Consider the following 23,829-nt stretch of genomic DNA (forward strand, 5'->3'; position numbering starts at 1 on the left):
TTTGTCATCATTAATCGAATGACAAATATAACTTAATTATCACACTTTTTTTAACAGGGAAATCTTTAACTTTTGTTAATTCTTCAAACGTCTTGAATCCTTCTCTAAGTGTGCGTTCTTCTATGATGTTGTGTGCAATCTCGTAATCGATATACTTAACAGTTACCAGTTCATCAATGCTAGCAGTATTGACATTAATCTTTGTAATTGGCTGAGCAGTTTTTACAGTAAACTCATTTAATACTCGTTCAATAACTTCAGGTGAAAGCCCATAGACCTCATGCAATTGCTCATTGGCAATAAAACCTCCAGATCTATTCCTGTACTTTACAATTCGATCTGACAGAGCTTCCCCTATACCATTAACACGTTTTAACTGAGAAGCAGTAGCTGTATTAAGATCTATCTTTTGAGCAAAGGTTTTTGGCTTTGAGGTCAACTTATAATTGCTATTATAATTTCTTTTAAGTTTAGGGTTTGTCACCCAATCTGGGAACTTAAAATAAGGTGACAATTGAGCAAGTAGTGTATCTGACACTTTGGTGACTTTTTGAAACTCTTTTGCTGAATTCACCCATTTATTTGTTTTTCTAAATGCATGAAGTCGGTCAATTTCTTCATTAGACATACCCAATGTATACCCTTTGTAATCGGTAATATAATTTGGATTAAAAGGATAAATCTTATACTGCTTTTCCTGGAGTTTAAGTTGTCTTAAAGAATCAACTTCAGTTTCAAATTTTGCTAATAACTGTTGATCAATTTTATAATCTTCCGAAGTAAAATCAACAAAAAAATAAACACACTGTAACGAAATTATGAGGAGTAACAATACAAAAATCCCACTTCGTTGCTGTTTTGTATACATGAAGTGGGATTTAAAATGTTTCATAATATGTATTTATGCTTTTCTAGACTTTATAGCAGCCATATACTTGTTCAGTTCTTCCTTAACTTTAGGAGCTAAGAGAATAAGACCTACCATGTTTGGAACCATCATGGCAAATACCATAGCATCTGAGAATCCAATTACAGATCCAAGACTTGCAGCTGCACCAACAATAACGAATATACAGAAGATTACTTTATAGGTATACTCTGCTTTTTTAGATCTTCCAAAAAGGAAAGACCATCCTTGAAAACCATAATAAGACCATGAGATCATAGAACTAAATGCAAATAGAACTACTGCAACAGTTAGCACATATGGGAACCAAGAAATTGATGATTCAAAAGCACTTGAGGTTAATAAAATTGCTTGCGCATCGTTAGCTGGAGGATTTAAAGGATCTACAAATCCAGTAATGATTAACACTAATGCTGTCATTGTACAAACCACAACAGTATCTATAAATGGCTCTAGTAAAGCCACCATACCTTCACTGGCTGCATATTTTGTTTTTACTGCTGAATGTGCAATTGATGCCGAACCAATACCTGCTTCGTTTGAGAACGCAGCACGTCTAAATCCTTGAATTAAAACTCCTACAGCTCCACCTGCAATTCCTTCCGGACTAAAAGCACCATTCCAAATAGCAGAAAATGCTGTACCTATCATATCATATTTTGCAAAAATGACAAATAATGCGGCTGCAACATAAATAGCAACCATAAATGGAACAATCTTATCTGTTACTTTAGCAATCTTTTTAATACCTCCAATGATTACAATTCCAACAAGAATCGCCATAACAAGTCCGAAAGCCCAACCATAACCATGTAAGAATGATTGCTCTCCTCCTGTTATATTTTCAACAAGTTGAAACGCCTGATTGACCTGAAACATGTTTCCTCCACCAAACGAACCTCCAATAACGAAGATTGCAAATAGCACAGCAAGCACTTTCCCTAGGCCACCCATACCTTTAGATTTCAAACCTTTAGTAAGATAATACATTGGTCCACCATAAACGGTTCCATCTTCAGCGATATCTCTATACTTAACACCAAGTGTACACTCTACAAATTTAGAAGCCATTCCCAGCAAACCAGCAATAATCATCCAGAATGTTGCTCCTGCTCCACCAATAGAAACAGCAATAGCGACTCCTGCAATGTTACCCAAACCTACTGTAGCCGATAAAGCTGCAGTCAAGGCCTGAAAATGTGATACTTCGCCATCATGACCTTCAATTTTGATCGTCTCTATGGCATCTCCTCCTGGTGTTGAATCTCCAGCAGCAATCATCGACTCATGATGATCTATATCGTCGTATTTACCTCTCACTATATTTACAGAAGTAAAGAATCCTCTAAAATTGATAAAGTTGAAATAAAATGTAAAGTAAACAGCTCCCAGAATTAAAGGAAATAATACCCAATAGACACTAATAGTATCGGTAAATGGAATTTGATAGAAAACGGCTTCTACAAACCAGCCAGTAGCATCACCAAACTTTTCATCTATGATTTGATCAACACTTTGCTCTGAGTCTTGAGCAAAAGTTAGTAATGGTAATACGAGTGCAAAAAGTGAAAGAAGATATTTCTTCATGCTTGAATTTTTAAATTAGTTAGTTTTTTATAAGTTCACAAGATGCTAAAAAAAATCGACTTTTTAAAAAACACCTTGTTAAAATGAAAATGACTCTAGGTTATATCGTATAACGAATTGAGTTGCTGTATTTGCTCTGGTCGTCCTAAAACAATTATTTTTGAATTCGGTTTCAATTGCATATCTGCTTCAGGATTAACAATATATTCTCCCTTTTCGTTTTTATACCCAATAACGGTACAACCTGTTTTCTTTCTGAGATCCAGATGCCTTAAGGTTTCTATCTTTGACGTTGTAAATAGCTTCTCCACTGCAATTTCTTCAATATTAATATTTGCCTTTCCAACAATAGACAAGTTATCTATAAATTCTATAAGATCTGGTACTACTACCAGTGAAGCCATATGATCTCCTCCGATTCTATCTGGTAAAATCACATTATTGGCTCCTGCCAATTTAAGTTTCTGGTATGAGGTTTCTTGAGAAGCACGACTAATAATACTCATTTTACCGTTAATCTGTCTTGCTGAAAGCACAACAAACAGATTATCGGCATCGTTGGGCAAAGCACTAATCAATGTACTTGCGCGCTCTATTCCAGCTTGGATGAGTATTTCATCTTCATTAGCATTTCCATGTACAAATGAAATGTCTTCGTCTTCGTATTTATCTATAAGTTCTTTACTTTTTTCTATAACTACAAAAGGTTTATTGTAAGCATTAAGCTTTTTGGCTGCTTGTTTTCCGTTTCTTCCATAACCACAGATAATGATGTGATCGTTGAAGCTGTCAATTTTCTTTTGCATCTTTTTTAATTTTAATTCTTCAAAATCATTCTTACTCAAGATATATTCTGTAATCACTTTAATAGCATAACCTAATATCACTACACTGGTTAAAATTAAAAATACAGTAAATATTTTAGAGGTATCGTCTAAAGGGTGAACTTCGCCAAAACCAACAGTAGTTACTGTAATTACAGTCATGTACAACGCATCAATCCAGGAGTAATCAGATATAAGCCTAAACCCAACAACACCTATTATGAGCAAGACCACCAGTAAAATTACTGCTGTATAAATCTTCTCTCTAAATAATTTAATTAACGGATTCATAGGTTATAAATCAAATACTGAAGAACGTTTAGTGTAAATGATATCTTTAATTCTTATCCAGAAGGCAAAAAATAAATATAAAGCAAATCCAAACCCTAATGTTACAAAAGTGAGATACATAAACGATGTACGAACCACTTTTGCTCTAATTCCTAAACGATCAGCAATGCGCTGACACACATAATAGCCTCGCTTTTGAAAGTAGTAAAGTATTTGATAGAATAGTTTCATGTTGCAATTTAAAATTTATTTGCTTAACAAGGTATTACCTACCACACAATTTAGGCACTTATTTTTGTCACAATATTCTGTTTTGAGCTGAATGAGGGCTTGAGACTGCATTGCAGATACAGAAATTGGCCGTAACCGATTGAATCCAGTAATGATTGTATTTTTTTCAGAAGCTATAGTAGTGATGACCTCTAGAATACTGTGTTTAGCATCTATTTTATGTTGCCTAACATAGCAAAATTTCAAAGGTAAAATAGTATTAATAAGTAATAAGTCTATAAATGGTTTGGAAACCTTCTTTACTGAATGCTTAGATGTTTTATCAAATGTGTAGTGATCGTTCCAAAATTCAGAAGTTGTTACTTCCAAAAGCTCATAGAACCCTTTAAGACTATTGATCTCCATTAGTTTTGAAAACAAATTTGGTTGTTTGTTATACAGATTTGCTAACTGCGACAATCGAATGGTTGGAAAATTTGGAGGTCGCAATCTAAAAAATCGAAGAGCAATCAGTCCTTCATGATCTAACTTGAATTTTTGTTTCAAAAACTGATACTCCTTTTGAAGTTTACAGTAGTATGTTTCGTTTGATACTTTATCTAATAATTTAGCCTGACCGAAAAACAAAGCTTCTAAGCTAAATATACTGGACTGCATTTTTCTAATTAAGGAAAAATCTATAGAATGTACTAATTGGAAAAGCGCCTCTCCATTAACTTTAGAACCAAAACTCTTAGCTAGTAATTTACATAAAACAGCTTCCCAATCGTTATTTGATTGTTTAAGTAAATTCTCTATTATTATAGCTTTTTCTTCAAGACGCTCAAAGTACAAACGCTCTAACCAATTACTCATGCTAAATTTAGGTACCTCAGCAAAATGCTCTTCACAATTGATCCATTTATGTTTACTGGAACATAAGGCCTTATAATTTTTAAGTATATCTTTATCAATATAATGTCTTAATTCTAAAGTTGGGATTACAGAATTGTCCTTTCTAAAGATTTCTATATCGTGTACATAAACCACATGAAGAATAACATTATCGTAAGCAGGATCTTGTTCATGATTGTGTAAATACCAATCACTGGACTTGATATGGATTTCAATATTTCCAGCCCAAAGTTGACCTCCAATACGCAACTGACCATTGAAAAAATCGGGACCGCTATGGAAATTTGACATTCCTCCTGATATAATTTCTAATGGTTCGTGTTGCGTAGTTTTTAGCTGGAGGATTTTAAATTTTTTATACTGCCATATGTAATGAAGAAATTCTTCTTTCATTGTCAAATATATACAAATTATTCATAATATAGAATATTTTCTATATATAAATTTTTAATTTTATAAAAAACATATCTATTGAGAACTCAAAGTTTATTTTTAATTCTAACTATTTTATTTTTTTCTTGCACTGAGGAAAAGCGACCTCCATTTAAGATGCCAGAGAATGCAGTAAAACTTATTGCAGGAGATTCAGTGAAAGTCTGGAAACTCGCCAAACGCACTAATAATAATGTAAGAATGAATATGGGAGACTGTTTCCTATCCTATCGTGTGACTTATAAAACAGATAGCATGATGCATGACAATAACGGAGCGTATAGAGATTGTGGAGAGACGTTAACAGCGCAATGGAAACTTCATAAAAACGAAGAAGATGAGTCGTTTATTAGATTGGAAAGTGAGCAACTCAAATTACTCATGAATCTTGATGTTGATTATAAATACTTTAAAATATTGGATTTAACTGAAGAGCAGTTAGTACTGCAATTTAGACACAAACAATTTTCTTCAAAGGCCACAACCATTGTTGATGTTCTGGTTCCTGAAGATGTATCTATAAAGGACAGAGATTTTCATTGGTAAGCTTATACAAATTCAGCTTCAAAAAGCACCTTGAAGTGTTTCAGTAATTTAGCTTTTACCTCATCTTCGTCAACCGTTGTCATGCCTAATTCATTGTTTAATGACGTAACGGCTTTTCCTTTAATTCCACAGGGAATGATATTGTCAAAATAACCTAAGTCTGCATTGACATTAAGTGCAAAACCATGCATGGTTACCCAACGACTGGCACGAACTCCCATTGCGCAGATCTTACGAGCAAAAGGCGTACCCACATCCAGCCACACACCTGTTTCACCAGGACTACGCTCGGTTTTTAATCCGTATTCGGCTAAAGTTAAAATAATAACCTCCTCAAGAAACCGAAGGTATTTGTGAATATCGGTAAAAAAATTATCCAGATCTAAAATAGGATATCCCACAATTTGACCTGGACCATGATACGTAATATCTCCTCCTCTATTAATCTTGTAAAACGTGGCTCCTTTTTGAGTGAGCTGTTCTTCAGATAGCAATAAGTTAGACATATCCCCACTTTTACCTAAGGTATAAACATGAGGATGCTCCACAAACAGAAAGTAATTATCTGTCTCTAATCCAGCATCCTCGCGTCTATTTTTAATCTTGGTATCCAAAATACCTTTAAAAAGTTGCTCCTGGTAATCCCAAGTATCTTTAAAGTCTCTCGAACCCAGATCTTCAAATGTTATGTTCTTATTCAAGTCTTATTAGTCTTCTAAAACCACATCTAATGTCATCATCTCTGGTGACTTGATCATTTCAATAAAATTCATCTTTAAGGTGACCGTTTTACCGTCATTGCTTATTTCAGCATTTTTATTAGTCACAGATTTTATTGGTTTTGGGAAATTATACACCAAAGTATAGCTCATAGATTCAAACATCTCTTTAGCTTCTCCCATTTCGGAAATCTCTTTGTTCAAGGCTTCCATATTGTCTTCAGACTTCTTGTAATCCTTTTTGAGTGATCTTGAAAATGTTTTTCCGTCATAGGAGAAATCCACATATTCAAACATATCTTCAGAAGCTTTCGCCACCTGACTATCTCCCATTTTAGAAAATGTTTGATCAGTATTAGAATTAAGTGATTTTGCCTCATCTATTTTCTTTAGGGCTTCAGGTAATTCTTCTAGACTGGTAAATGTTGAACCTACACCTAAATTAAAAACACCGTTCTCTTCATCCATACTCATCTTCATGACGATATCTTTCATACTCTTAATTTTCTCTTGCTCCTCAACAGGTAAGGTTGCAATACTATCGGCTTTATCAACTAACAAATCCTTAAAATAGATCACACTATCCATTTTGACTTTTTCTTTTCCTTCTTTGTTTTGACCACCTCCCATTTCTTTTTCAAGTGTTTTCATAACCTCACTCATATCATAACTCATGATAAACTCTCCAGAGCCATCTTCGTTAAAAGTGATTTCCTCAGTAAAGTTGCAACTGGTTAATAAAAAAAGGCTGGCAAGTACAAATAAATATCGTTTCATTTTTAAAATATAATTGATTTAGAAACGCAAAGATACAATTTATCTGTCAGGATTGTTAAGAATAACTAATGCAGCAATTACGCCAGGCACCCAACCGCAAATCCATAGTAGAAAAACAATAAAAATTGATCCGCAACCTTTACCAATGACCGATAGAGGCGGAAATATAATAGCGAGAATAACTCTCCAAAAACTCATAATTTATTTTGTTTGATGATTGATGATGTATTTATAGGACGCTCCGTTATATAATTTGTTACAGCTAAAGACTTACAGATGAGCTCATTTCGTATTAACTAAAAAAATACTAGTTTAGTGCTGTGAGATTTTTAATGTTTAACATAACGTTTTTACTCCTCGGAACTTTTGCTTTTGCACAGCATAGTTTTAAAGGCTACATTGACAATGACCGTTGGCAAAGCGAAGTCTATTTATCAGTCATAGAGGACTATCGAACTTTGGAAGGCATCAATGACGAACAAATTATTACCAAAGTTTCTGCAAATGCTAATGGTTTTTTTGAGTTTAAAGGAAATCAGCTGGATGTGACCCAGAAGATCTATAAACTTCACGTTGATAATTGTAGCTCTTTCAATCAAGGAAGCAACCATTTTGAAGGACATTGTACAGATAGTAATGATATTTTATTTATAGCCAAAAGCACAGATTCTATCACTTTCCCATTATCGTTTGATGCACAAATGTTTTGTGACATTATTTCTAACAATCCAAGAACTGCTGCTTTTATTAAAGTAGATTCATTGAAAGAAGAGATGAAATTTGCCTATTCTGAATTTAGAAGTAAGGCCAACAGAGACTTAAACAATAAAAAATGGTTTAAAACACTTCAGGATTTTGGTGAAGATTTAGAAGAACCTTTAGCTGAATTATACATCTACGCCTTTTTGTCAGATCGTGGAACTCAATTTCATAATTACTATCTGGAGGACCTAAAACAAAATTCGTATTACGATGAACTCTTAGAACGACTACAAGAGGAATATCCAAATTCTTCGTATACAAAACAGTACGAAGCCGAGCTAACTTCAGATAAATTCATTGCTTCACCTCCTGATGAACAACATAGTAGTTTTGATTGGACATATGTTTTGATCGGACTCTTGATAGCATCACTCATTATGAATCTGTGGTTTGTAGTCTCTTCTCGAAAAAGAAAAGCGAAACAACATATACAAGCCAAAGACCTATTAACCAAACAAGAGCAAAATGTTCTCGATCTTTTACTAAGCGATAATAGTAATAAAGACATCGCAGAAGCACTTTTTGTTAGTGTTAGTACAGTAAAAACGCATGTTAATAATGTTTACAAGAAATTAAATGTCAATTCCAGAGACGAATTAAAGTCATTGTTTACCAACTAGTTACAAAATTCAACCTAGGGACTAGTACCGATTTCCACCCTTATTTTTACCAAATTCACATCAACAATCTTGATGTTTGCTTTCATATTAATCATTTAAAACACAAACAAATGAAACGAACATTAAACATTGCAATCTTACTAGTTTTAGCACTTAGTTTTTTTAATGCAGCACCTGTCGATTATGATATATACGACACAAAAATTGCTGTGATCAAATTCAAAACTGAAGTTGTTGATTATGGAACCATTCCTCAAAACTCAGATGGCACTAGACTCTTTACATTTACAAATACAGGCGATGCACCTTTATTGATCACTAAAGTCAAAACCAGTTGTGGCTGCACAGTACCAAGTTATTCTAAAGCACCTATTCTACCTGGCGAATCAGGAGAGCTTAGTATTAGGTACAATACCAAAAAGCTTGGAGCCTTTACCAAAACTATAACTGTAACTTCTAATGCTGAAGGCGGAAACAAAATACTTAAAATTAAAGGGAATATTGTCGCAGCAAATTAACACGTAGTATTTACCATACCTGTCCTATTGAGTATTACTGAAACCAAGTATTATTTCAGTAATGCTCAAATAGACAGATCGTCTCCTTCTCACTAATCCTATTACATCACAATGAAAACAACTATTACTTCCATTATTATCACCTTGATTATCTCTTTTCAATTACAATCACAAACTTTAAATCAAGAAATTACAAAAGATGGAGCATCTCCATTTTTACTTGGAAAAATTGACAAGAATGGTTTAACTTCTGAAAACTACAACTCTTGGTTTACTAAAAATTATAACGATTATAACGTTGATGAATCTATTATCCAATTACTGGAACCAAAATTAAAAGCGTATCATATCACTTTATTTATGGGCACCTGGTGTGGTGACAGCAAACTAGAAGTTCCTCGACTCTACAAGGTTTTAGAAGCATGTAATTTTCCAACAGATCAGCTTACTGTAGTTGCTTTGAGCAGTAAACCATATATGTATAAACAGAGTCCTAATCACGAAGAAGCCGGATTAAACATCCATCGTGTTCCAACAGTTATTTTCTATAAAAACAGAAAAGAAGTTAATCGCATTGTAGAGCATCCTGTAGAAACATTTGAAAAAGATATACTGAACATTGTAACAACAAACGATTATGAATCTAATTATCAAATTGTAAGTCAGATTGATCACATTCTAAAAAATGATGGCTTGAATGGCTTGAAGAAGAAAAGTAAAACTCTTGTAAAACGTTTCGATGGAAAGGTATCAAGTATGTTTGAACTTAACACTTATGGTCGCATCTTATATGGCTCAAATAAAAGTGATGAAGCCATTGTAGTATTTAAATTAAATACAAAATTATTTCCAGATCAACCAAGAACCTACATGAGCTTAGCCAATACATTAGGATTTTTTGGTGATTCAAAACAAGGTATAGAGGTTCTTGAAAAGGCCATCAAACTATTTCCTGAAAACCAAGATCTTAAAGACAATTTAAAGGCTTTGCAATCTATTTAGAACACACTTCTATTGATCAAACTGCTAGCATTATAAAACCTAGCAGTTTTTTTGCGCTAATTATTGTAAATAATGTAATTTTGCACATCTAAAAAAATAGAATGAGCATGCAGCTTTCAGAACAAGAATTGGTAAGACGCGATAAACTCGCAAAATTAAGAGACCTTGGTATTAACCCTTATCCTGCAGATCTTTATCCTGTAGATCACACATCCAAACAGATCAAAGATACATTTGCTGAAGGTAAAAAGGTGATCATTGCTGGTCGATTAATGTCTCGACGAATTCAAGGAAGTGCTAGTTTTGCTGAACTACAAGATAGCGCAGGAAGAATCCAAGTCTATTTTAACAGAGATGAAATCTGTACAGGTGAAGATAAGAGCAAGTACAATGATGTCTATAAAAAATTGCTGGACATTGGTGATTTTATTGGTATTGAAGGCGAACTATTTACAACTAAAGTGGGTGAAAAAACTGTTATGGTTAAAGATTTCACATTATTAAGTAAAGCTTTGAAACCATTACCTCAGCCGCGTATAGATAGTGAAGGTAAAGTACATGATGCGTTTACAGATGCCGAACAACGCTACAGGCAACGTTATGCTGATCTGGTTGTAAATCCGCATGTCAAAGAGGTTTTCGTAAAGCGTACAAAACTCTTTAATGCGATGCGTGAATTCTTTAATGACGCTGGTTATTTTGAAGTTGAAACCCCTATTTTACAACCAATTCCTGGTGGAGCAGCAGCAAGACCTTTTGTAACTCACCACAACAGCTTAGACATTCCATTATACATGAGAATTGCTAATGAGTTATACTTAAAACGACTCATCGTTGGTGGTTTTGATGGTGTTTATGAATTCTCAAAAAACTTCAGAAATGAAGGGATGGATAGAACACACAATCCAGAATTTACAGCCATGGAAATCTACGTATCCTACAAAGATTACAACTGGATGATGGATTTCTGTGAGCAACTTCTAGAACATTGTGCCATAGCTGTAAACGGAACTACTAAAGCCACTTTTGGTGAGCATGACATTGATTTCAAAGCACCTTATGCTCGAGTGACTATGGCAGATTCTATCAAACACTTTACTGGTTTTGATATCACCGGAAAAACTGAGGATGAGATTCGTCAGGCTGCAAAGGATATGGGAATTGAAATCGATGACACTATGGGTAAAGGAAAACTCATTGATGAGATCTTTGGCGAAAAATGCGAGGGCAATTACATTCAGCCTACATTTATTACAGACTACCCAAAAGAGATGAGTCCGTTATGTAAAGAGCATCGCGATAATCCTGAATTGACAGAACGTTTCGAATTGATGGTCTGCGGAAAAGAGATTGCCAATGCCTATTCGGAGCTCAACGACCCAATCGACCAACGTGAGCGATTTGAACACCAACTGAAATTAGCAGCTAAAGGTGATGATGAAGCGACTGAATTTATAGATCACGACTTTTTAAGAGCATTAGAATATGGGATGCCTCCTACTTCTGGTATGGGAATTGGAATGGACAGACTCATTATGTTCTTAACTAACAACCAATCCATTCAGGAAGTCTTATTCTTCCCACAAATGCGTCCTGAGAAAAAACAGGTTGAAATGACCGAAGAGGAAAAAGCTGTATTTAACACGCTTAAAGCTAACTCACCAATGGACCTCAATGAACTGAAAGCACAATCAGGTTTAAGCAACAAGAAATGGGATAAAACCATTAAGGGGTTAACTGGTAAAAAAGTAGCTAAAGTGGTTAAAAATGATGACGGCTTGTTTGTGGAAATGAACTAATACAATATGTATGGCATTTATTAGTTTTAGAATCAAAATCATATCACATTGCATCTAAAACTAAAACAACATTATAAAGCATATCTTCTTGTAGGATATGCTTTTTTATTGTTAATTCATTTCATTGCAAAAGACCATGTGTTTCCATTAAGCATAGTGTTCTATGCCTTTCCATTACCTATTCTTATCGTTATAGGTCTATGTCTGACTGGGCTTTTTTTCCGAAGATTATCTTACGCTTTACCTACATTGGCACTTACAGTACTGTTAGTTATTATCTGGAAGACTAATTATTATTTTTCTACTGAAAAGGTCTACCGTCAAAATAGCTCAAAAGTTTTATTTTGGAATCTGGCAAAAAGAGCCCAATTACCAGTAGACCAAATTTCAGATAAAGTAAAGACCCATCAACCTGAAATTCTCAGTTTTGTAGAGGCACCGCATACGACTCTAAAAAATTTGGATGACCTGAAACTAGCACTTCCAAACTATAATTTCAAAACCTTAAAAGGCGCTATGCTTGTTGCTGCAAAAGGGGATATTGAACTTTTAAAGCATGAATATAAAGATGACAGCCATAAAATAAATATGGTTCAAATTTCAAACAATTCTAAGCATCTCAAAATCATCATTACAGATCTAACGGCAAGTGTTTTTATAAATAAAAAACAACCCGTAAACATTGTACTAGGTATTGCAAAAGCTAATGCGGTTGATTTCATTGCAGGAGATTTTAACACACCCTATGAAAGTGTTTTTTTCAAGGAGTATAAAACCAACTATAATAGTTTTCATAATTATAATAACGGATTTACCGCTACCTGGCCTTTAGGGATTCCATTATTTGAAATTGACCATATCTGGATCTCAAAGCAACACGAACCAATTCGTTTAAATAAATATTACAATGACGCATCAGATCATGCCTTGCTCATTTCAGAATTTGAGATTCATTAAAAATAATTTTTAATCAGTCTAAATTGCTTTATTTCAAGGATTAAAAGCAACTTCACATCGAATTAATGTATAGTTGAAAAAGTTTTTTATTACATTCGTAACCAGCTATTAATCATATAAAATTAACCCAAATGTTGAAAAAAGCCTATATATTATTCTTATGTGCTGGTCTCTTGTTTTCTTGTAATAATGATGATGATCTAGTTGCAGCATGTGAACTTGTCACCAACGTATCGTCAAGTGCAATTACAAATAATTCTGCAACGATAACTTGGACTGACACCAACAACAGTGGATCTTATTTAATAGAATATGGAATTTCAGGGTTTATCATGGGCACAGGAACATCTGTCTCAAGTACACAAACCTCTATTGAATTAACTGGATTAAGCCCTTTTACAACCTATGACGTATACGTTCAAAACATATGCTCAACTGATAATATAAGCATGTATACTGACGTGCATAGTTTTACAACTTTAGCACCAGATGTGATTCCTCAATATTTTCAAAATCTTTCTCAATTAAATTTGTTTACTGGAGATTTGGCCGATTTGAATGTTACACCTTATGCTTTTGAGTACGACTTAAACACCAGGTTATATTCAGACTATGCACACAAACAACGTTTTATTGTTTTACCTGAAGGTGAAAAACTCACTTATAATGGTGAAGGCCTACCGCTTTTTCCTGACAATTCATTGATTGCTAAAACTTTTTACTATAATAATGACGAACGAGACCTGTCATTAGGTCGAAAAATTATCGAAACCAGAGTGCTTATAAAGATTGATGGCTCTTGGGTTACTGGAGATTACAAATGGAACGATGCACAAACTGAAGCTGTTTTAGATCCAGATGGAAGCATAGTACCTGTAACCTGGATTGATGCTGAAGGAGAATCAAACACTATTGATTATCAGATTCCTTCTGACAATGATTGTTTTACATGTCATAGAACTGGAACTGAAAGAACACCAATCGGACCAAAAATGAGAACTATGAATTTTAGTGTGAATGGCACTAATCAACTTCAACAGCTTATAGACAACAATCTTATTGATGGCTTAACAGACCCGAATACAGTTAGTGTTTTACCTAAATGGGACGATGCTACAAATTACACCTTAGAAGAACGTGCCAGAGCTTATTTTGATATCAATTGTGCACATTGTCATATTGAAGGTGCTTTTTGCGAATTCCAATCAACATTACGACTAGATTACGAAAGATCCATGGAAGATTCTAATATTGCAAACAGAAGAAATAGTATCATTAACAGAATTTCAACATACAACCAAGGATTTAGTATGCCACTAACAGGTACTACGATCATTCACGAAGAAGGTGTTGAATTGCTATTAGAATATCTCAATACTTTAGAATAATAATTACAGACACATCAAAATTAAAAAGAATCATCTATCATGGTTCTTTTTTTATGAGAGTTTGTTAAGTTAAAATAGTATTAAAACACTCTTATCTTTTTTATGCCTCTTGAAGATTTATTATTTTAGGAAACTAATTTAAAACTCAACCACATTGAAACACTTTTCTATTAAGCTACTATTAGTAGTTTCGGTATTCTTTGTTGCTGTTTCGTGTAATACAGCAAAAAAAGCAAACAAATCTAAAACAGCTACAGCAGCAACTGCAAAACCACCAGCTAAAAAGCCTGGTAAAAACGACCCAAAACCTTATAATAAAGTCATTACTAAAGACGCAAAAAGTGACAAAGGACTTTTTACGGTTCATACTTTAGACGACAAATTCTTTTACGAAATACCAGATTCTCTTTTTGGTAGAGAGATGCTCATGGTAACTCGTATTGCTAAAACTGCAAATGGCCTTGGCTTTGGAGGTGGAAAGCAAAACACTCAAGTACTGCGCTGGCAGAAAAAAGGCAAAAAAGTACTATTAAGAGTTGTATCACACCAAGTTGTTGCTGCAGATTCACTTCCTGTTAGTGAAGCTGTAACAAATTCAAACTTTGAGCCTGTTCTTTACACGTTCCCTATAAAGGCATTCAGTAAAGATTCAACTCGTACAGTTATTGATGTTACACCTTTATTTAGCAAGGATGTAAAAGCTTTAGGTTTTCCTCAGGGAAGAAGACAACAATACAGAATTACCAGATTAGAAGCTGATAAATCTTTTATTGAATCTGTAAAGAGCTACCCAGAAAATATTGAAGCCCGACATGTGAAAACCTATGCGGCAGGAAGACCACCATCTAATGCAAGCACAGGATCTATATCGCTTGAAATTAACAACTCAATGATCTTATTACCAAAAGTACCAATGAAACGTCGAATGTTCGACCAACGTGTTGGTTGGTTTGCCAGAGGTCAGGTAGATTATGGTTTAGATGCTCAAGAAAGTAAAACGGTACGTTACTTAGATCGTTGGAGACTAGAAGTAAAAGATGAAGATATTGAGAAATTCAAACGAGGTGAACTAGTTGAACCTAAAAAACCAATCGTATACTACATTGACAGAGCTACTCCAGAACAATGGCGTAAATACATCAAACAAGGTATTGAAGATTGGCAGGTAGCTTTTGAAGCTGCAGGTTTCAAAAATGCAATTATTGCAAAAGACCCTCCTTCTGTAGAAGAAGACCCAGAGTGGAGTCCTGAAGACGTTCGCTATTCTGTTGTACGTTATTTAGCCTCTCCTATTCCTAATGCTAATGGACCACATGTTAGTGATCCACGCTCAGGAGAAATTTTAGAAAGTGATATCAATTGGTATCACAATGTTATGACCTTATTACGTAACTGGTTCTTTGTTCAAACTGCTGCTATCAACCCTGATGCTCGTGGTGTAGCGTTTAAGGATGAAGTTATGGGACGATTAATCAGGTTTGTATCTGCTCACGAAGTTGGACACACACTTGGTCTACCTCACAATATGGGAAGTAGTGTAGCCTATCCAGTTGAAAAATTACGTGATGCTGAATTTACCAGAAAATATGGTACTGCCCCTTCAATAATGGACTACGCGCGTTTCAACTACGTAGCACAACCAGGAGACGAAGGTGTAGCTTTAATGCCAAATATTGGTGTCTATGACAAGTATGCCATCAAATGGGGTTACAGACCTATACTAGACGCTAAAACTGCTGAAGATGAAAAGAAAACATTAGATAGCTGGATCCTAGAACATGCAGGAGATCCAATGTATAGATTTGGAAGACAACAATTTGGTGTGATCGATCCAAGTTCTCAAACTGAAGACTTAGGTGACGATGCTGTTTTAGCTTCTGAATATGGAATTAAAAACTTAAAGCGAATTGTACCTAATCTAATCGAATGGACAGCCGAAGACGGGAAAAACTACAGTGATCTACAAACTATGTATGGTCAGGTTCTTGGTCAATTTAACAGATACATGGGACATGTAGCTTCTAATATTGGAGGTGTGTATGAGTACTATAAAACTTACGATCAGGAAGGTGCCGTTTATACACATGTTCCAAAAGATCACCAGAAAAAAGCTATGACATTCATTCAGGATCAATTATTCACAACACCTGAATGGATGCTAGATGCCAATATCTTTAACAAAATCGAAAGCGCCGGTAGTGTTGAACGTGTAAGAGGAACTCAAACAAGAACCTTGAATAACATGTTAGATTTTGGAAGAATGGCTCGTATGTTAGAAAATGAAACGATTAACGGAAACGATGCCTATGGTTTGTACGATATGATGAAAGATCTACGTCGTGGATTATTTAGCGAATTACGCTCTGGAAAGAAAATAGACATTTACAGACGTAACTTACAACGCGCATACATAGAACGTATGGAATTCTTAATGACAGAGGAACAAAATATTCCTGCTGCATTTAGACGTTTCTTTAGAGGAACGAGCATTGATGTAAGCCAATCTGATATTAGAGCTATTGTAAGAGCCGAATTAAAATCTTTACGTAGCGCATTAAGAAGTGCCAGAGGAGCTGACTCAATGAGTCGTATCCATATCGCTGATGCCATAGAACGTGTTAACGATATTCTAGATCCTAAGAATTAAAAATCTTTGATATTCTATATAAAAGCTTCAGAGTAATCTGGAGCTTTTTTTATTGGAGCACCTCATCGATCTTATCCCTATAGGTTTCAAAATCAACCAGATTATTATGTCCTCCACCTTTTATGGTAATAAACGTGGTCTTATCCTCTGGAGCAACAGTATTCAACTTTTCAGCTGAAGAATAAGGCACAACCGTATCATTGGTTCCGTGAAAAATAGTAATAGGGCATTCAACTTTAGTAATAAATTCATTAGAAGGGAATTCATACTTCAATAAAGACTTTACAGGAAAAATTGGAAATCGTTGTCTAGCCACATCCAAAATACTGTAATAAGGCGTTTCTAAGATCAATTGTCTAGGTTGGTATTTAGAGGCGAGGTAATTAGCAATTCCTGTTCCTAGAGAACGTCCGTATAGCACAATATCATTTTCAGAATATTGTTTTAAAAGGTATTCGTAACAGTACTGAGCATCATTATAAAATGCTTGTTCACTGAGCTTTCCTTGACTTTTTCCGTAGGTACGATAATCCATAATAAGAACATCGTAATTCTTATCTACAAAAAATTCGGCTATGTATCCCCAACGACTCAAATCACCAGCGTTTCCATGAAAATATAAAATAACACCTTTGGGATTTTCTTTTTTAAAGTGAATAGCATTAATAGAGACGTCATCTTCAGGTTTTAGGAACAATTCTTCATAAGAATGATTGAATTCATATTGATAATTCTGCTCTAACACTGTAGGAAGAAACAGTAATTTTTCTTGTAAAAAATATAGAGACGCAGCTATCATAACGTAAAGTATCAAAAGTACCTTAAGTACTTTCTTAAGCTTTCTTTTTATTGGGTTTTGAGGTATGGATGACATTTATACTTGTGGTTTCCAGATCTAATGTTTTAGGCGCTTTATTTAAAATATCATCTAACATATTGTGATAAGATTCAAAGTTATTGAGATTTTTATGTCCACCACCAATCACTGTATGGAGTTTGGTGAGCTTTGGATTCACTTTAGACAATTTTACACTTGTTTTATATGGAATGAGTTTATCATTTGTACCATGTATGATATGTATTGGACATCTTACATAGCGTAACCATTTATAAGTTGGCAACGGATATTTCATTAATAAAGACAAAGGCATAAAAGGCGCGTATCTTGCTGTAACTTTAGTCAAACTGTAATAGGGCGCATCTAGTATCAACATTTTTGGATCATTCATTGAGGCCAACTTCGCTGCAAATCCTGAACCTAAAGATCTTCCGTAAAGAATAATTCGGTCTTCAGTGGTTTGTTCTTTCAACTTATTATAAACCAATTGCAGATCTCGTTTAATAGCTTTTTGAGAACGTCTGCCTGTACTTTTTCCGAAGCCACGATAATCGACCATAATGACATTATAACCATGTCTTGTAAAATCTACAGCAAATTTCCCCCAACCCTTAATGCTCTTCGAATTTCCTTTGAGGTATAACACCACGCCCTTACTGTCTCCCTTCGGAAAAAACCGCAACCCGTTAATAATTGCACCATCTCGGGTTTCAAGATTATACTCCTTAGTCACCTGATTTTCATAATCAAACTGAAAATCGGCTGGCAACTTTTCAGGTTTGAACAACATATAGTCTTGCAAATAATACAACGCAATGCTAATGGCAATGTAAATAACAAGAACTGTAATAAGAATGGACAACCAATAAGGCATATCAAAAGATTTCTCCTAACAAGATATAAATTTAAAACTAAAAAAGGCTTTAGTAAATAACTAAAGCCTTGTAATTCTTGTTATTATTAAAACTTATAATCCCAATACCTCAACACCTTGTTCAAAGACTACATCAACAGGGATACTCGCTTCACTAAGTCGGTCGAGATCAGACTGCAATTCTGGTGAAATAATTCCTTTTTCAGCTACTAACTGCGCAACACCATCATAATCACCATTACCTTGTAAGGTTAAGATAAGGTTAGACATGTCCTTCATAGCAGCTTCCATTTTATCAAAATCAACTTTGTAAGTTCCATCTTCATTTCTGCTAAATGCACCTTTTTCTTTAAAGAAATTAAAACGAATCATATTGGCTTTACCATGAGCTGAAGATGCTCCAAAACGTACAGATCTAAAAATTCCAGCCATAAAAGTCACCATATTATCCTTGAGGTCATCGGTTAACTCTCCTTTAGCATTTAATTGTTGAATCATATACAAACCAAGAATATCAGCTTTACCTTCTTCTAAAGCACTAGCGTGTTCTTTTAATGCAGTTCTAACTGTTCCTTTTCCGTTTATTGTATTTTTAATTCCTAGTCCGTGAGCGACTTCATGAAACATTGTATTTGAGAAAAACGCATCAAACGTTATATGTTTGCGCTGACTTTCGTCAATCAATACATCAGAAATTGGAACTAATATTTTATCAAATTTTGCACGCATCGCATTTTTCAACTGTAAACGTCTTGTTCCTTTTTGCAACTGTACCTCTTCATCGTTAGGTAAGTTGATAGCTATAGTTTTACTTCCAGAGTTACAATCTCCAGCGTAATACACAACATCGTAAGCATTGAGATCACTATCTGTACCTGGTGTTTCTTTCTTATAGGCATCATCAACTGGTAATCCAACCTGAAGCTCAGGTAAATAGGCACTAAATTTTGCCAGACGTTGACTCCACTCCTGATCTTTAATCAATACGTAACCCTCATGTGCCGCTTTATTACCAAACAGTTGATCTTCATAAGTTTCAATTGGACCAATGACAATATCCAAAGTATTGGTCTTCATATCCATCCAAGCTAAATCACTAGGCTGATAGTTGTCATCTAAAAGGGCTTTAGCTCTTAGATCTAAATAGGTTTTTAGTCCTTTATCTTCGGCAAGAGCTGAGGCTTTCATCAATAACTCTGACACCTCTATTACTTGGCTTTCGAATTGTTTGTGATACGGAATAGAGTATAATTTTCCTTTTTCATCGCGACGCACAAAATTATATATGCTTGATTTATTTTCGATATCGGCAGCTTCAAATTCTTCTTTGGTCATGTCTTTTGGATAAAAGTTTGCGCCTTTAGGTTTTTCACCAACACCTTCAACAAAAGGTGCATTTCCATTAAGACGATCCCATGGACCATAATTGATTTCAACAAACTTTTTTGTGTCTTCATCAGAAATTGAACTCATTAACTCTGCTTTATTTCCGTAGGACTCATACCAGAACAATTCATTCATTTTATTAGCTGCTTCAATAAGAATAGGAATCATTTGACGTTCCTTTTCAGTTAGCTTATTTACATCTGCAGTTAATTTAAAACTCACATATTTGTTCAAGTTTTTTTCCATATCGCTTTGTACTACTTTTGCCATATCATCTTTTGAATCGTCTTGCTTTTTTTCCTCTTTACAAGAAGAGACGAAAGCAGTAACTATCAATACTATTATTAGTTTTTTCATTAGAATTAGGTGTTTATGATTTCCTCCAAAGTTAATTAAATTTCACTTACTGCTCAACAAATTCTGCAATAGGAATATCGTTAATGAACACATTATCCAATACCGCATTTCCCTTCATAACATAGACTAAGGCATAAGTATTATTTGGTAGCGAATCTCTTTGTGCATCTCTATGAGCTACTTCAGCGTCATAAGCTTTACTCTCTTCCATATAGAATTCATTAAAAGGTAATGAAAAGTGTAAGGAACTATCGTAGTTACTATACCAATCTACTTTAGCTGTTACATAGTCTCCAGATTGAGGTTGATCTATACTTACTGAAATAGGCTCTGCGAAACCAAGACTATCATTTTCTATTGTAATAAAAACCTCCTGATGTCTTTGCCAGTTCTTATCCTCAGTTTTGATTTGATCTACATCGTAACTAAGCACTATATACTTTCCTTTGAAAGGATCGGAAGGATCGACAGGTTCGGTTCTAAACTTATATGCTGTACCTGAATTGAGAACACCTTCCCGATCAAATATCATTTGAGTTGGCACAGCAATTTGTAGAATAGCCAGAATAATAAATAGTATAAATACATACAAAGATTTCATGTGTTAGTGTTTTAAGGATTTAACATTAGCTTTCTGTTTTTTGAGCATGATGTAATTGGTCAAAAAGAACCCAAGACCAACAGATACAAATAATAAACCTCGAATAACAAAACTCATACTAGTATCAAGGAATCTGCAAGCCACAAGTGCTGTTATGATTATGAGTCCGTAGTTTAATACTCCAAAATGAAATTTATCTGCTCCAATTTTTACGGTTGTAATACCAAGTGCCAGAACAATAAGATTTACAATTAGAGTCCCAAAAACCGGAATATTTAATCCTAAAACATACAGAACAGTAAATAAGATAAAAACATATTGAAAGAGGTTAAATTCTTTAAGCCATTTATGAGAATAAGCATATATCAAAATCGCTAAGTTGACAACAAATAAAAGCAACGAAATATAGGTTTCTTGGGCATTCAAAAAGAAGCGCTCCATATACCAAAAACCATCAAAACTCATAGTAAGAGCCATAATCACAATACCTAAAGACCCAAATACCAAATAACCGTTTTTTCGTAGTTTCTGATGATCGAAAAACGGCAGCTTTCCAATATTGTAAAACAGACTAAATAGTAAGAGATACATTAAGAATCCTAATTCGGAAATGGTATTCACAAATGTTCCTAATACGATTATTAAACTCAATGGAAACAGCCAATTAAAAATAGAGGTAATATTTTCAGTTCTTTGATGTTTCAGCAGCTTGATGTAATGCGGTAAAATTACAGTCATTAATACCAAATACAACCAAGGTGTTTGATTAACAGAAAAGTAACCATAGCCCATATCGAAGGCATAAAAGGAAATAAAAATAATGTTTAAAATAGCCACTGCATTTGATTTGAGTAGATAAATTAAAGGCAAACTCAATACAATCCATGTCAGCACATAAGTTCCTAGATCACCAGGTATATTATAAATTTGACTGACGAGAGAAATGCTCGATCCTATGGCGAAAAACAAAAATGTACCTGACGCTTCTTTCCAAGCTTTGCTCTTATGTTTCAGAATAGAAAACGCAGTAAAGCACTGACCAATTAGCAAAGGCAAAAACGCAAATATCGTTTTTGTTTCTCTGGTAAAACCATCCCAATTATGAGCAAGAATAAGAATAATACCTAAACCTACTAATAATGAGCCTAAAACACCAAACACTGTAAATAATCGGTTTGGCGCATTGCTATGCTTAGATTGATAATACTCTTCAATATTTGACGCAACTTCCTGAGAGATCACATTATTTGTGATCAGCTCTGGTAATTCTTTTATAAGTTTTGAATTCATAATCATTTTAATTTATAAATTTTAAAAATACATCAGCAAATGGATCTTGGTCAACCACTGTATAGTAAAATAAAGCACCTAACCATCCATGAAATAAGCCCAATACATACAAGTTTTTAGATTTCAGATAAATGTATCCGTAAACTAGAGCCAGAATAAATGTACCTATCAATAGCCAAACTGAGGGATAATGCACTAAAGAGAACAGTAATGCAGTAATAAGTATCACTGTAACTTTTTTGAGCTTTATTGATTTGAGCGTGCTTAAATTTCCAGCAACTAGTCCAATGGTTAGAAATTGTTGAATAGTTCCCCAAATAGGATATGTAATGAGCAATGGTAAAATATGCCAGGTTGGATTTAAAGTGTCTTGCACATAACCTATAATTAAAAACGATAGCACAGATACAATCACAAAAGGCAGCATCAACCTTAAAACCAATTTAAAATTATCCAATCGAAACCCCCAATCTTTCAATACCTGATGATCTTTCTTATAGCGATACATAACATAAACTCCCCATGCTAAAATGGCAAATACCACATATGGTAGTCGCAGATCTAAGTAATCCATAAAGATGAATTTCCCAATACCTGTAAGTGCAACTGCAAGTATTTCTAACAGTCTTACTTTGTCTGAAATTGGCCTTGACAACCTGAAATCAGAAAAGTCGATTAAATATTTTGTGAGTCGAGTTTTCATAAATACAGATCTTTAGGATGGGTATGCTAAAAAATTGAATGCAATCATAAAGAACAGTAGAATACCAAATATGATGTCGTTGATATCATTATCGTATATTTTTTTTGAGATAAATCGATATACAAAGGCAAACACTATTCCCAGAACTATAAAAAGCGGGATTGTTATCATAAATAATAAGCTAAGACCTTCGCCTGTGTCAGGCAGCAATGCAGTCATCATCCACGTCAAAAAACCAGATAGGATCAAAATCCAAAATTTATATGTGTCTTTCATGATATTTAGATGTTATTAATTTTTAGTTTAAACCCTTCAGGCTTTTACACCTGAAAGGTTTGGGGTAACCAACCCATCATCAAAACAAAAAAATCATGTAGACAATAATACCTTCGGCGATACCTGTAATGATACTCATGCCCAAAATATCTTTGATCTTACTTCTTGAAAAGAATACAACACTTAATATGGCCATGATGGCTGCCAGCAATATTTCCAGAGCATTGATCTTTGATAATAAATATGTGATTCCTGTAAAGGCTATGGTTATGCCAATGGTTATGAGACAAAACTTTATAATCTCGTTTTTAGAATAGTTTCCATCTTTAAAACCTTGTCTTAAATCCCTAAGAATAGACAATACAAATAATAAAGGCACTACAGATAGAAATGGAGCAAAAATAACCTTGATCCCTTTTACAATAGGCAGAGTATTATACATAAAAAAAGCAATAGCAGTAAATGCCAACAAGCCAGTTACAATAATCGATTGAAATGTAAATAACAATTCTCTTTTGTTAGCGTTTGTTCTTGGTTTTGGAGGTTGAATAATCGGATTCATAATGTTTAAATTTTGATGATTTTACTTTGTTTTAAATGCTT

24 protein-coding genes are annotated in these 23,829 nt (G+C 34.3%); 8 read left to right on the forward strand and 16 right to left on the reverse strand.

Going from position 1 to position 23,829, the window contains the following annotated elements; genetic code table 11:
- Positions 1–10: 10 nt before the first annotated feature.
- From Q0951_RS14060 to Q0951_RS14080, 5 genes are all read right to left on the reverse strand, one after another.
- Positions 11–892, reverse strand: a complete 882-nt coding sequence (locus Q0951_RS14060) for a helix-hairpin-helix domain-containing protein (RefSeq protein WP_299338059.1) — start codon at positions 890–892, stop codon at positions 11–13.
- Positions 893–901: 9 nt separating this feature from the next.
- The gene (locus tag Q0951_RS14065) at positions 902–2,494 is read right to left on the reverse strand and encodes a sodium:alanine symporter family protein (protein ID WP_299338062.1); all 1,593 of its coding nucleotides are present in this window, start codon (positions 2,492–2,494) and stop codon (positions 902–904) included.
- 95 nt (positions 2,495–2,589) lie between these two features.
- Positions 2,590–3,609 (reverse strand): TrkA family potassium uptake protein, encoded by a 1,020-nt coding sequence (locus Q0951_RS14070; protein ID WP_299338064.1) that lies wholly within the window; start codon positions 3,607–3,609, stop codon positions 2,590–2,592.
- Between the two features lie 3 nt (positions 3,610–3,612).
- Complete coding sequence (locus Q0951_RS14075) at positions 3,613–3,840, reverse strand: PspC domain-containing protein (RefSeq protein ID WP_299338067.1); 228 nt, start codon at positions 3,838–3,840, stop codon at positions 3,613–3,615.
- Positions 3,841–3,855: 15 nt separating this feature from the next.
- The gene (locus tag Q0951_RS14080) at positions 3,856–5,127 is read right to left on the reverse strand and encodes a DUF2851 family protein (protein ID WP_299338069.1); all 1,272 of its coding nucleotides are present in this window, start codon (positions 5,125–5,127) and stop codon (positions 3,856–3,858) included.
- A gap of 78 nt (positions 5,128–5,205) precedes the next feature.
- Between Q0951_RS14080 and Q0951_RS14085 the strand changes: the two genes are divergently transcribed.
- Positions 5,206–5,712: a lipocalin family protein gene (locus tag Q0951_RS14085; protein WP_299338072.1), complete on the forward strand. Its 507-nt coding sequence runs from the start codon at positions 5,206–5,208 to the stop codon at positions 5,710–5,712.
- Between the two features lie 2 nt (positions 5,713–5,714).
- On the opposite strand, the gene lipB is transcribed toward Q0951_RS14085, so the two are convergent.
- Genes lipB through Q0951_RS14100 form a run of 3 tightly spaced genes read right to left on the reverse strand, consistent with a single transcriptional unit; the run spans position 5,715 to position 7,406 of the window.
- A complete protein-coding gene (lipB, locus tag Q0951_RS14090) occupies positions 5,715–6,413 on the reverse strand; it encodes a lipoyl(octanoyl) transferase LipB (protein WP_299338073.1) in 699 nt (232 codons plus the stop codon).
- Between the two features lie 6 nt (positions 6,414–6,419).
- Entirely contained in the window at positions 6,420–7,208 is a 789-nt protein-coding gene (locus tag Q0951_RS14095; protein WP_299338076.1) for a hypothetical protein, read from the reverse strand.
- Positions 7,209–7,247: 39 nt separating this feature from the next.
- A complete protein-coding gene (locus Q0951_RS14100; protein ID WP_299338079.1) occupies positions 7,248–7,406 on the reverse strand; it encodes a YqaE/Pmp3 family membrane protein in 159 nt (52 codons plus the stop codon).
- A 122-nt stretch (positions 7,407–7,528) separates the two neighbouring features.
- Between Q0951_RS14100 and Q0951_RS14105 the strand changes: the two genes are divergently transcribed.
- From Q0951_RS14105 to Q0951_RS14135, 7 genes are all read left to right on the forward strand, one after another.
- Positions 7,529–8,590: a LuxR C-terminal-related transcriptional regulator gene (locus tag Q0951_RS14105; RefSeq protein ID WP_299338082.1), complete on the forward strand. Its 1,062-nt coding sequence runs from the start codon at positions 7,529–7,531 to the stop codon at positions 8,588–8,590.
- A 110-nt stretch (positions 8,591–8,700) separates the two neighbouring features.
- A complete protein-coding gene (locus tag Q0951_RS14110) occupies positions 8,701–9,108 on the forward strand; it encodes a DUF1573 domain-containing protein (protein ID WP_299338085.1) in 408 nt (135 codons plus the stop codon).
- A gap of 111 nt (positions 9,109–9,219) precedes the next feature.
- Positions 9,220–10,110: a hypothetical protein gene (locus Q0951_RS14115; RefSeq protein WP_299338088.1), complete on the forward strand. Its 891-nt coding sequence runs from the start codon at positions 9,220–9,222 to the stop codon at positions 10,108–10,110.
- A gap of 107 nt (positions 10,111–10,217) precedes the next feature.
- Positions 10,218–11,909, forward strand: a complete 1,692-nt coding sequence (gene lysS / locus Q0951_RS14120; protein WP_299338588.1) for a lysine--tRNA ligase — start codon at positions 10,218–10,220, stop codon at positions 11,907–11,909.
- Positions 11,910–11,957: 48 nt separating this feature from the next.
- Positions 11,958–12,866, forward strand: coding sequence for an endonuclease/exonuclease/phosphatase family protein (locus Q0951_RS14125; RefSeq protein ID WP_299338089.1), 909 nt, complete (start codon positions 11,958–11,960; stop codon positions 12,864–12,866).
- A gap of 131 nt (positions 12,867–12,997) precedes the next feature.
- The gene (locus Q0951_RS14130) at positions 12,998–14,254 is read left to right on the forward strand and encodes a fibronectin type III domain-containing protein (RefSeq protein ID WP_299338092.1); all 1,257 of its coding nucleotides are present in this window, start codon (positions 12,998–13,000) and stop codon (positions 14,252–14,254) included.
- A gap of 154 nt (positions 14,255–14,408) precedes the next feature.
- A complete protein-coding gene (locus Q0951_RS14135; protein ID WP_299338095.1) occupies positions 14,409–16,901 on the forward strand; it encodes a zinc-dependent metalloprotease in 2,493 nt (830 codons plus the stop codon).
- Between the two features lie 49 nt (positions 16,902–16,950).
- Here Q0951_RS14135 and Q0951_RS14140 read toward each other — a convergent pair whose 3' ends face one another.
- The 8 genes from Q0951_RS14140 to Q0951_RS14175 all read right to left on the reverse strand — a co-directional run bounded on the left by Q0951_RS14140 (position 16,951) and on the right by Q0951_RS14175 (position 23,788).
- Positions 16,951–17,775: an alpha/beta fold hydrolase gene (locus Q0951_RS14140; RefSeq protein WP_299338098.1), complete on the reverse strand. Its 825-nt coding sequence runs from the start codon at positions 17,773–17,775 to the stop codon at positions 16,951–16,953.
- Positions 17,735–18,613, reverse strand: a complete 879-nt coding sequence (locus Q0951_RS14145) for an alpha/beta fold hydrolase (RefSeq protein WP_299338100.1) — start codon at positions 18,611–18,613, stop codon at positions 17,735–17,737. Before Q0951_RS14145 ends, Q0951_RS14140 begins: the two co-directional genes overlap by 41 nt.
- A 93-nt stretch (positions 18,614–18,706) precedes the next feature.
- Entirely contained in the window at positions 18,707–20,356 is a 1,650-nt protein-coding gene (locus Q0951_RS14150) for a Zn-dependent hydrolase (RefSeq protein WP_299338102.1), read from the reverse strand.
- Between the two features lie 46 nt (positions 20,357–20,402).
- A complete protein-coding gene (locus tag Q0951_RS14155) occupies positions 20,403–20,957 on the reverse strand; it encodes a GDYXXLXY domain-containing protein (protein WP_299338105.1) in 555 nt (184 codons plus the stop codon).
- 3 nt (positions 20,958–20,960) lie between these two features.
- Positions 20,961–22,247, reverse strand: a complete 1,287-nt coding sequence (locus Q0951_RS14160; protein ID WP_299338107.1) for a DUF2157 domain-containing protein — start codon at positions 22,245–22,247, stop codon at positions 20,961–20,963.
- 7 nt (positions 22,248–22,254) lie between these two features.
- A complete protein-coding gene (locus tag Q0951_RS14165) occupies positions 22,255–22,950 on the reverse strand; it encodes a CPBP family intramembrane glutamic endopeptidase (RefSeq protein ID WP_299338110.1) in 696 nt (231 codons plus the stop codon).
- A gap of 12 nt (positions 22,951–22,962) precedes the next feature.
- Positions 22,963–23,226: a hypothetical protein gene (locus Q0951_RS14170; RefSeq protein WP_299338113.1), complete on the reverse strand. Its 264-nt coding sequence runs from the start codon at positions 23,224–23,226 to the stop codon at positions 22,963–22,965.
- 79 nt (positions 23,227–23,305) lie between these two features.
- Complete coding sequence (locus tag Q0951_RS14175; RefSeq protein ID WP_299338115.1) at positions 23,306–23,788, reverse strand: hypothetical protein; 483 nt, start codon at positions 23,786–23,788, stop codon at positions 23,306–23,308.
- Positions 23,789–23,829 lie beyond the last annotated feature (41 nt).

Origin of the sequence: uncultured Psychroserpens sp., from assembly GCF_947501425.1 — a bacterium.
In the GTDB taxonomy this organism is placed as follows: domain Bacteria; phylum Bacteroidota; class Bacteroidia; order Flavobacteriales; family Flavobacteriaceae; genus Psychroserpens.

What these genes read in the sequence shown, in the direction of transcription:
- Q0951_RS14060 (WP_299338059.1), bottom strand. Translation starts at nt 892, where the DNA reads ATGAAACATTTTAAATCCCACTTCATGTATACAAAACAGCAACGAAGT.
- Q0951_RS14065 (WP_299338062.1), bottom strand. Translation starts at nt 2,494, where the DNA reads ATGAAGAAATATCTTCTTTCACTTTTTGCACTCGTATTACCATTACTA.
- Q0951_RS14070 (WP_299338064.1), bottom strand. Translation starts at nt 3,609, where the DNA reads ATGAATCCGTTAATTAAATTATTTAGAGAGAAGATTTATACAGCAGTA.
- Q0951_RS14075 (WP_299338067.1), bottom strand. Translation starts at nt 3,840, where the DNA reads ATGAAACTATTCTATCAAATACTTTACTACTTTCAAAAGCGAGGCTAT.
- Q0951_RS14080 (WP_299338069.1), bottom strand. Translation starts at nt 5,127, where the DNA reads ATGAAAGAAGAATTTCTTCATTACATATGGCAGTATAAAAAATTTAAA.
- Q0951_RS14095 (WP_299338076.1), bottom strand. Translation starts at nt 7,208, where the DNA reads ATGAAACGATATTTATTTGTACTTGCCAGCCTTTTTTTATTAACCAGT.
- Q0951_RS14100 (WP_299338079.1), bottom strand. Translation starts at nt 7,406, where the DNA reads ATGAGTTTTTGGAGAGTTATTCTCGCTATTATATTTCCGCCTCTATCG.
- Q0951_RS14110 (WP_299338085.1), top strand. Translation starts at nt 8,701, where the DNA reads ATGAAACGAACATTAAACATTGCAATCTTACTAGTTTTAGCACTTAGT.
- Q0951_RS14115 (WP_299338088.1), top strand. Translation starts at nt 9,220, where the DNA reads ATGAAAACAACTATTACTTCCATTATTATCACCTTGATTATCTCTTTT.
- lysS (WP_299338588.1), top strand. Translation starts at nt 10,218, where the DNA reads ATGCAGCTTTCAGAACAAGAATTGGTAAGACGCGATAAACTCGCAAAA.
- Q0951_RS14130 (WP_299338092.1), top strand. Translation starts at nt 12,998, where the DNA reads ATGTTGAAAAAAGCCTATATATTATTCTTATGTGCTGGTCTCTTGTTT.
- Q0951_RS14140 (WP_299338098.1), bottom strand. Translation starts at nt 17,775, where the DNA reads ATGTCATCCATACCTCAAAACCCAATAAAAAGAAAGCTTAAGAAAGTA.
- Q0951_RS14145 (WP_299338100.1), bottom strand. Translation starts at nt 18,613, where the DNA reads ATGCCTTATTGGTTGTCCATTCTTATTACAGTTCTTGTTATTTACATT.
- Q0951_RS14150 (WP_299338102.1), bottom strand. Translation starts at nt 20,356, where the DNA reads ATGAAAAAACTAATAATAGTATTGATAGTTACTGCTTTCGTCTCTTCT.
- Q0951_RS14155 (WP_299338105.1), bottom strand. Translation starts at nt 20,957, where the DNA reads ATGAAATCTTTGTATGTATTTATACTATTTATTATTCTGGCTATTCTA.
- Q0951_RS14160 (WP_299338107.1), bottom strand. Translation starts at nt 22,247, where the DNA reads ATGAATTCAAAACTTATAAAAGAATTACCAGAGCTGATCACAAATAAT.
- Q0951_RS14165 (WP_299338110.1), bottom strand. Translation starts at nt 22,950, where the DNA reads ATGAAAACTCGACTCACAAAATATTTAATCGACTTTTCTGATTTCAGG.
- Q0951_RS14170 (WP_299338113.1), bottom strand. Translation starts at nt 23,226, where the DNA reads ATGAAAGACACATATAAATTTTGGATTTTGATCCTATCTGGTTTTTTG.
- Q0951_RS14175 (WP_299338115.1), bottom strand. Translation starts at nt 23,788, where the DNA reads ATGAATCCGATTATTCAACCTCCAAAACCAAGAACAAACGCTAACAAA.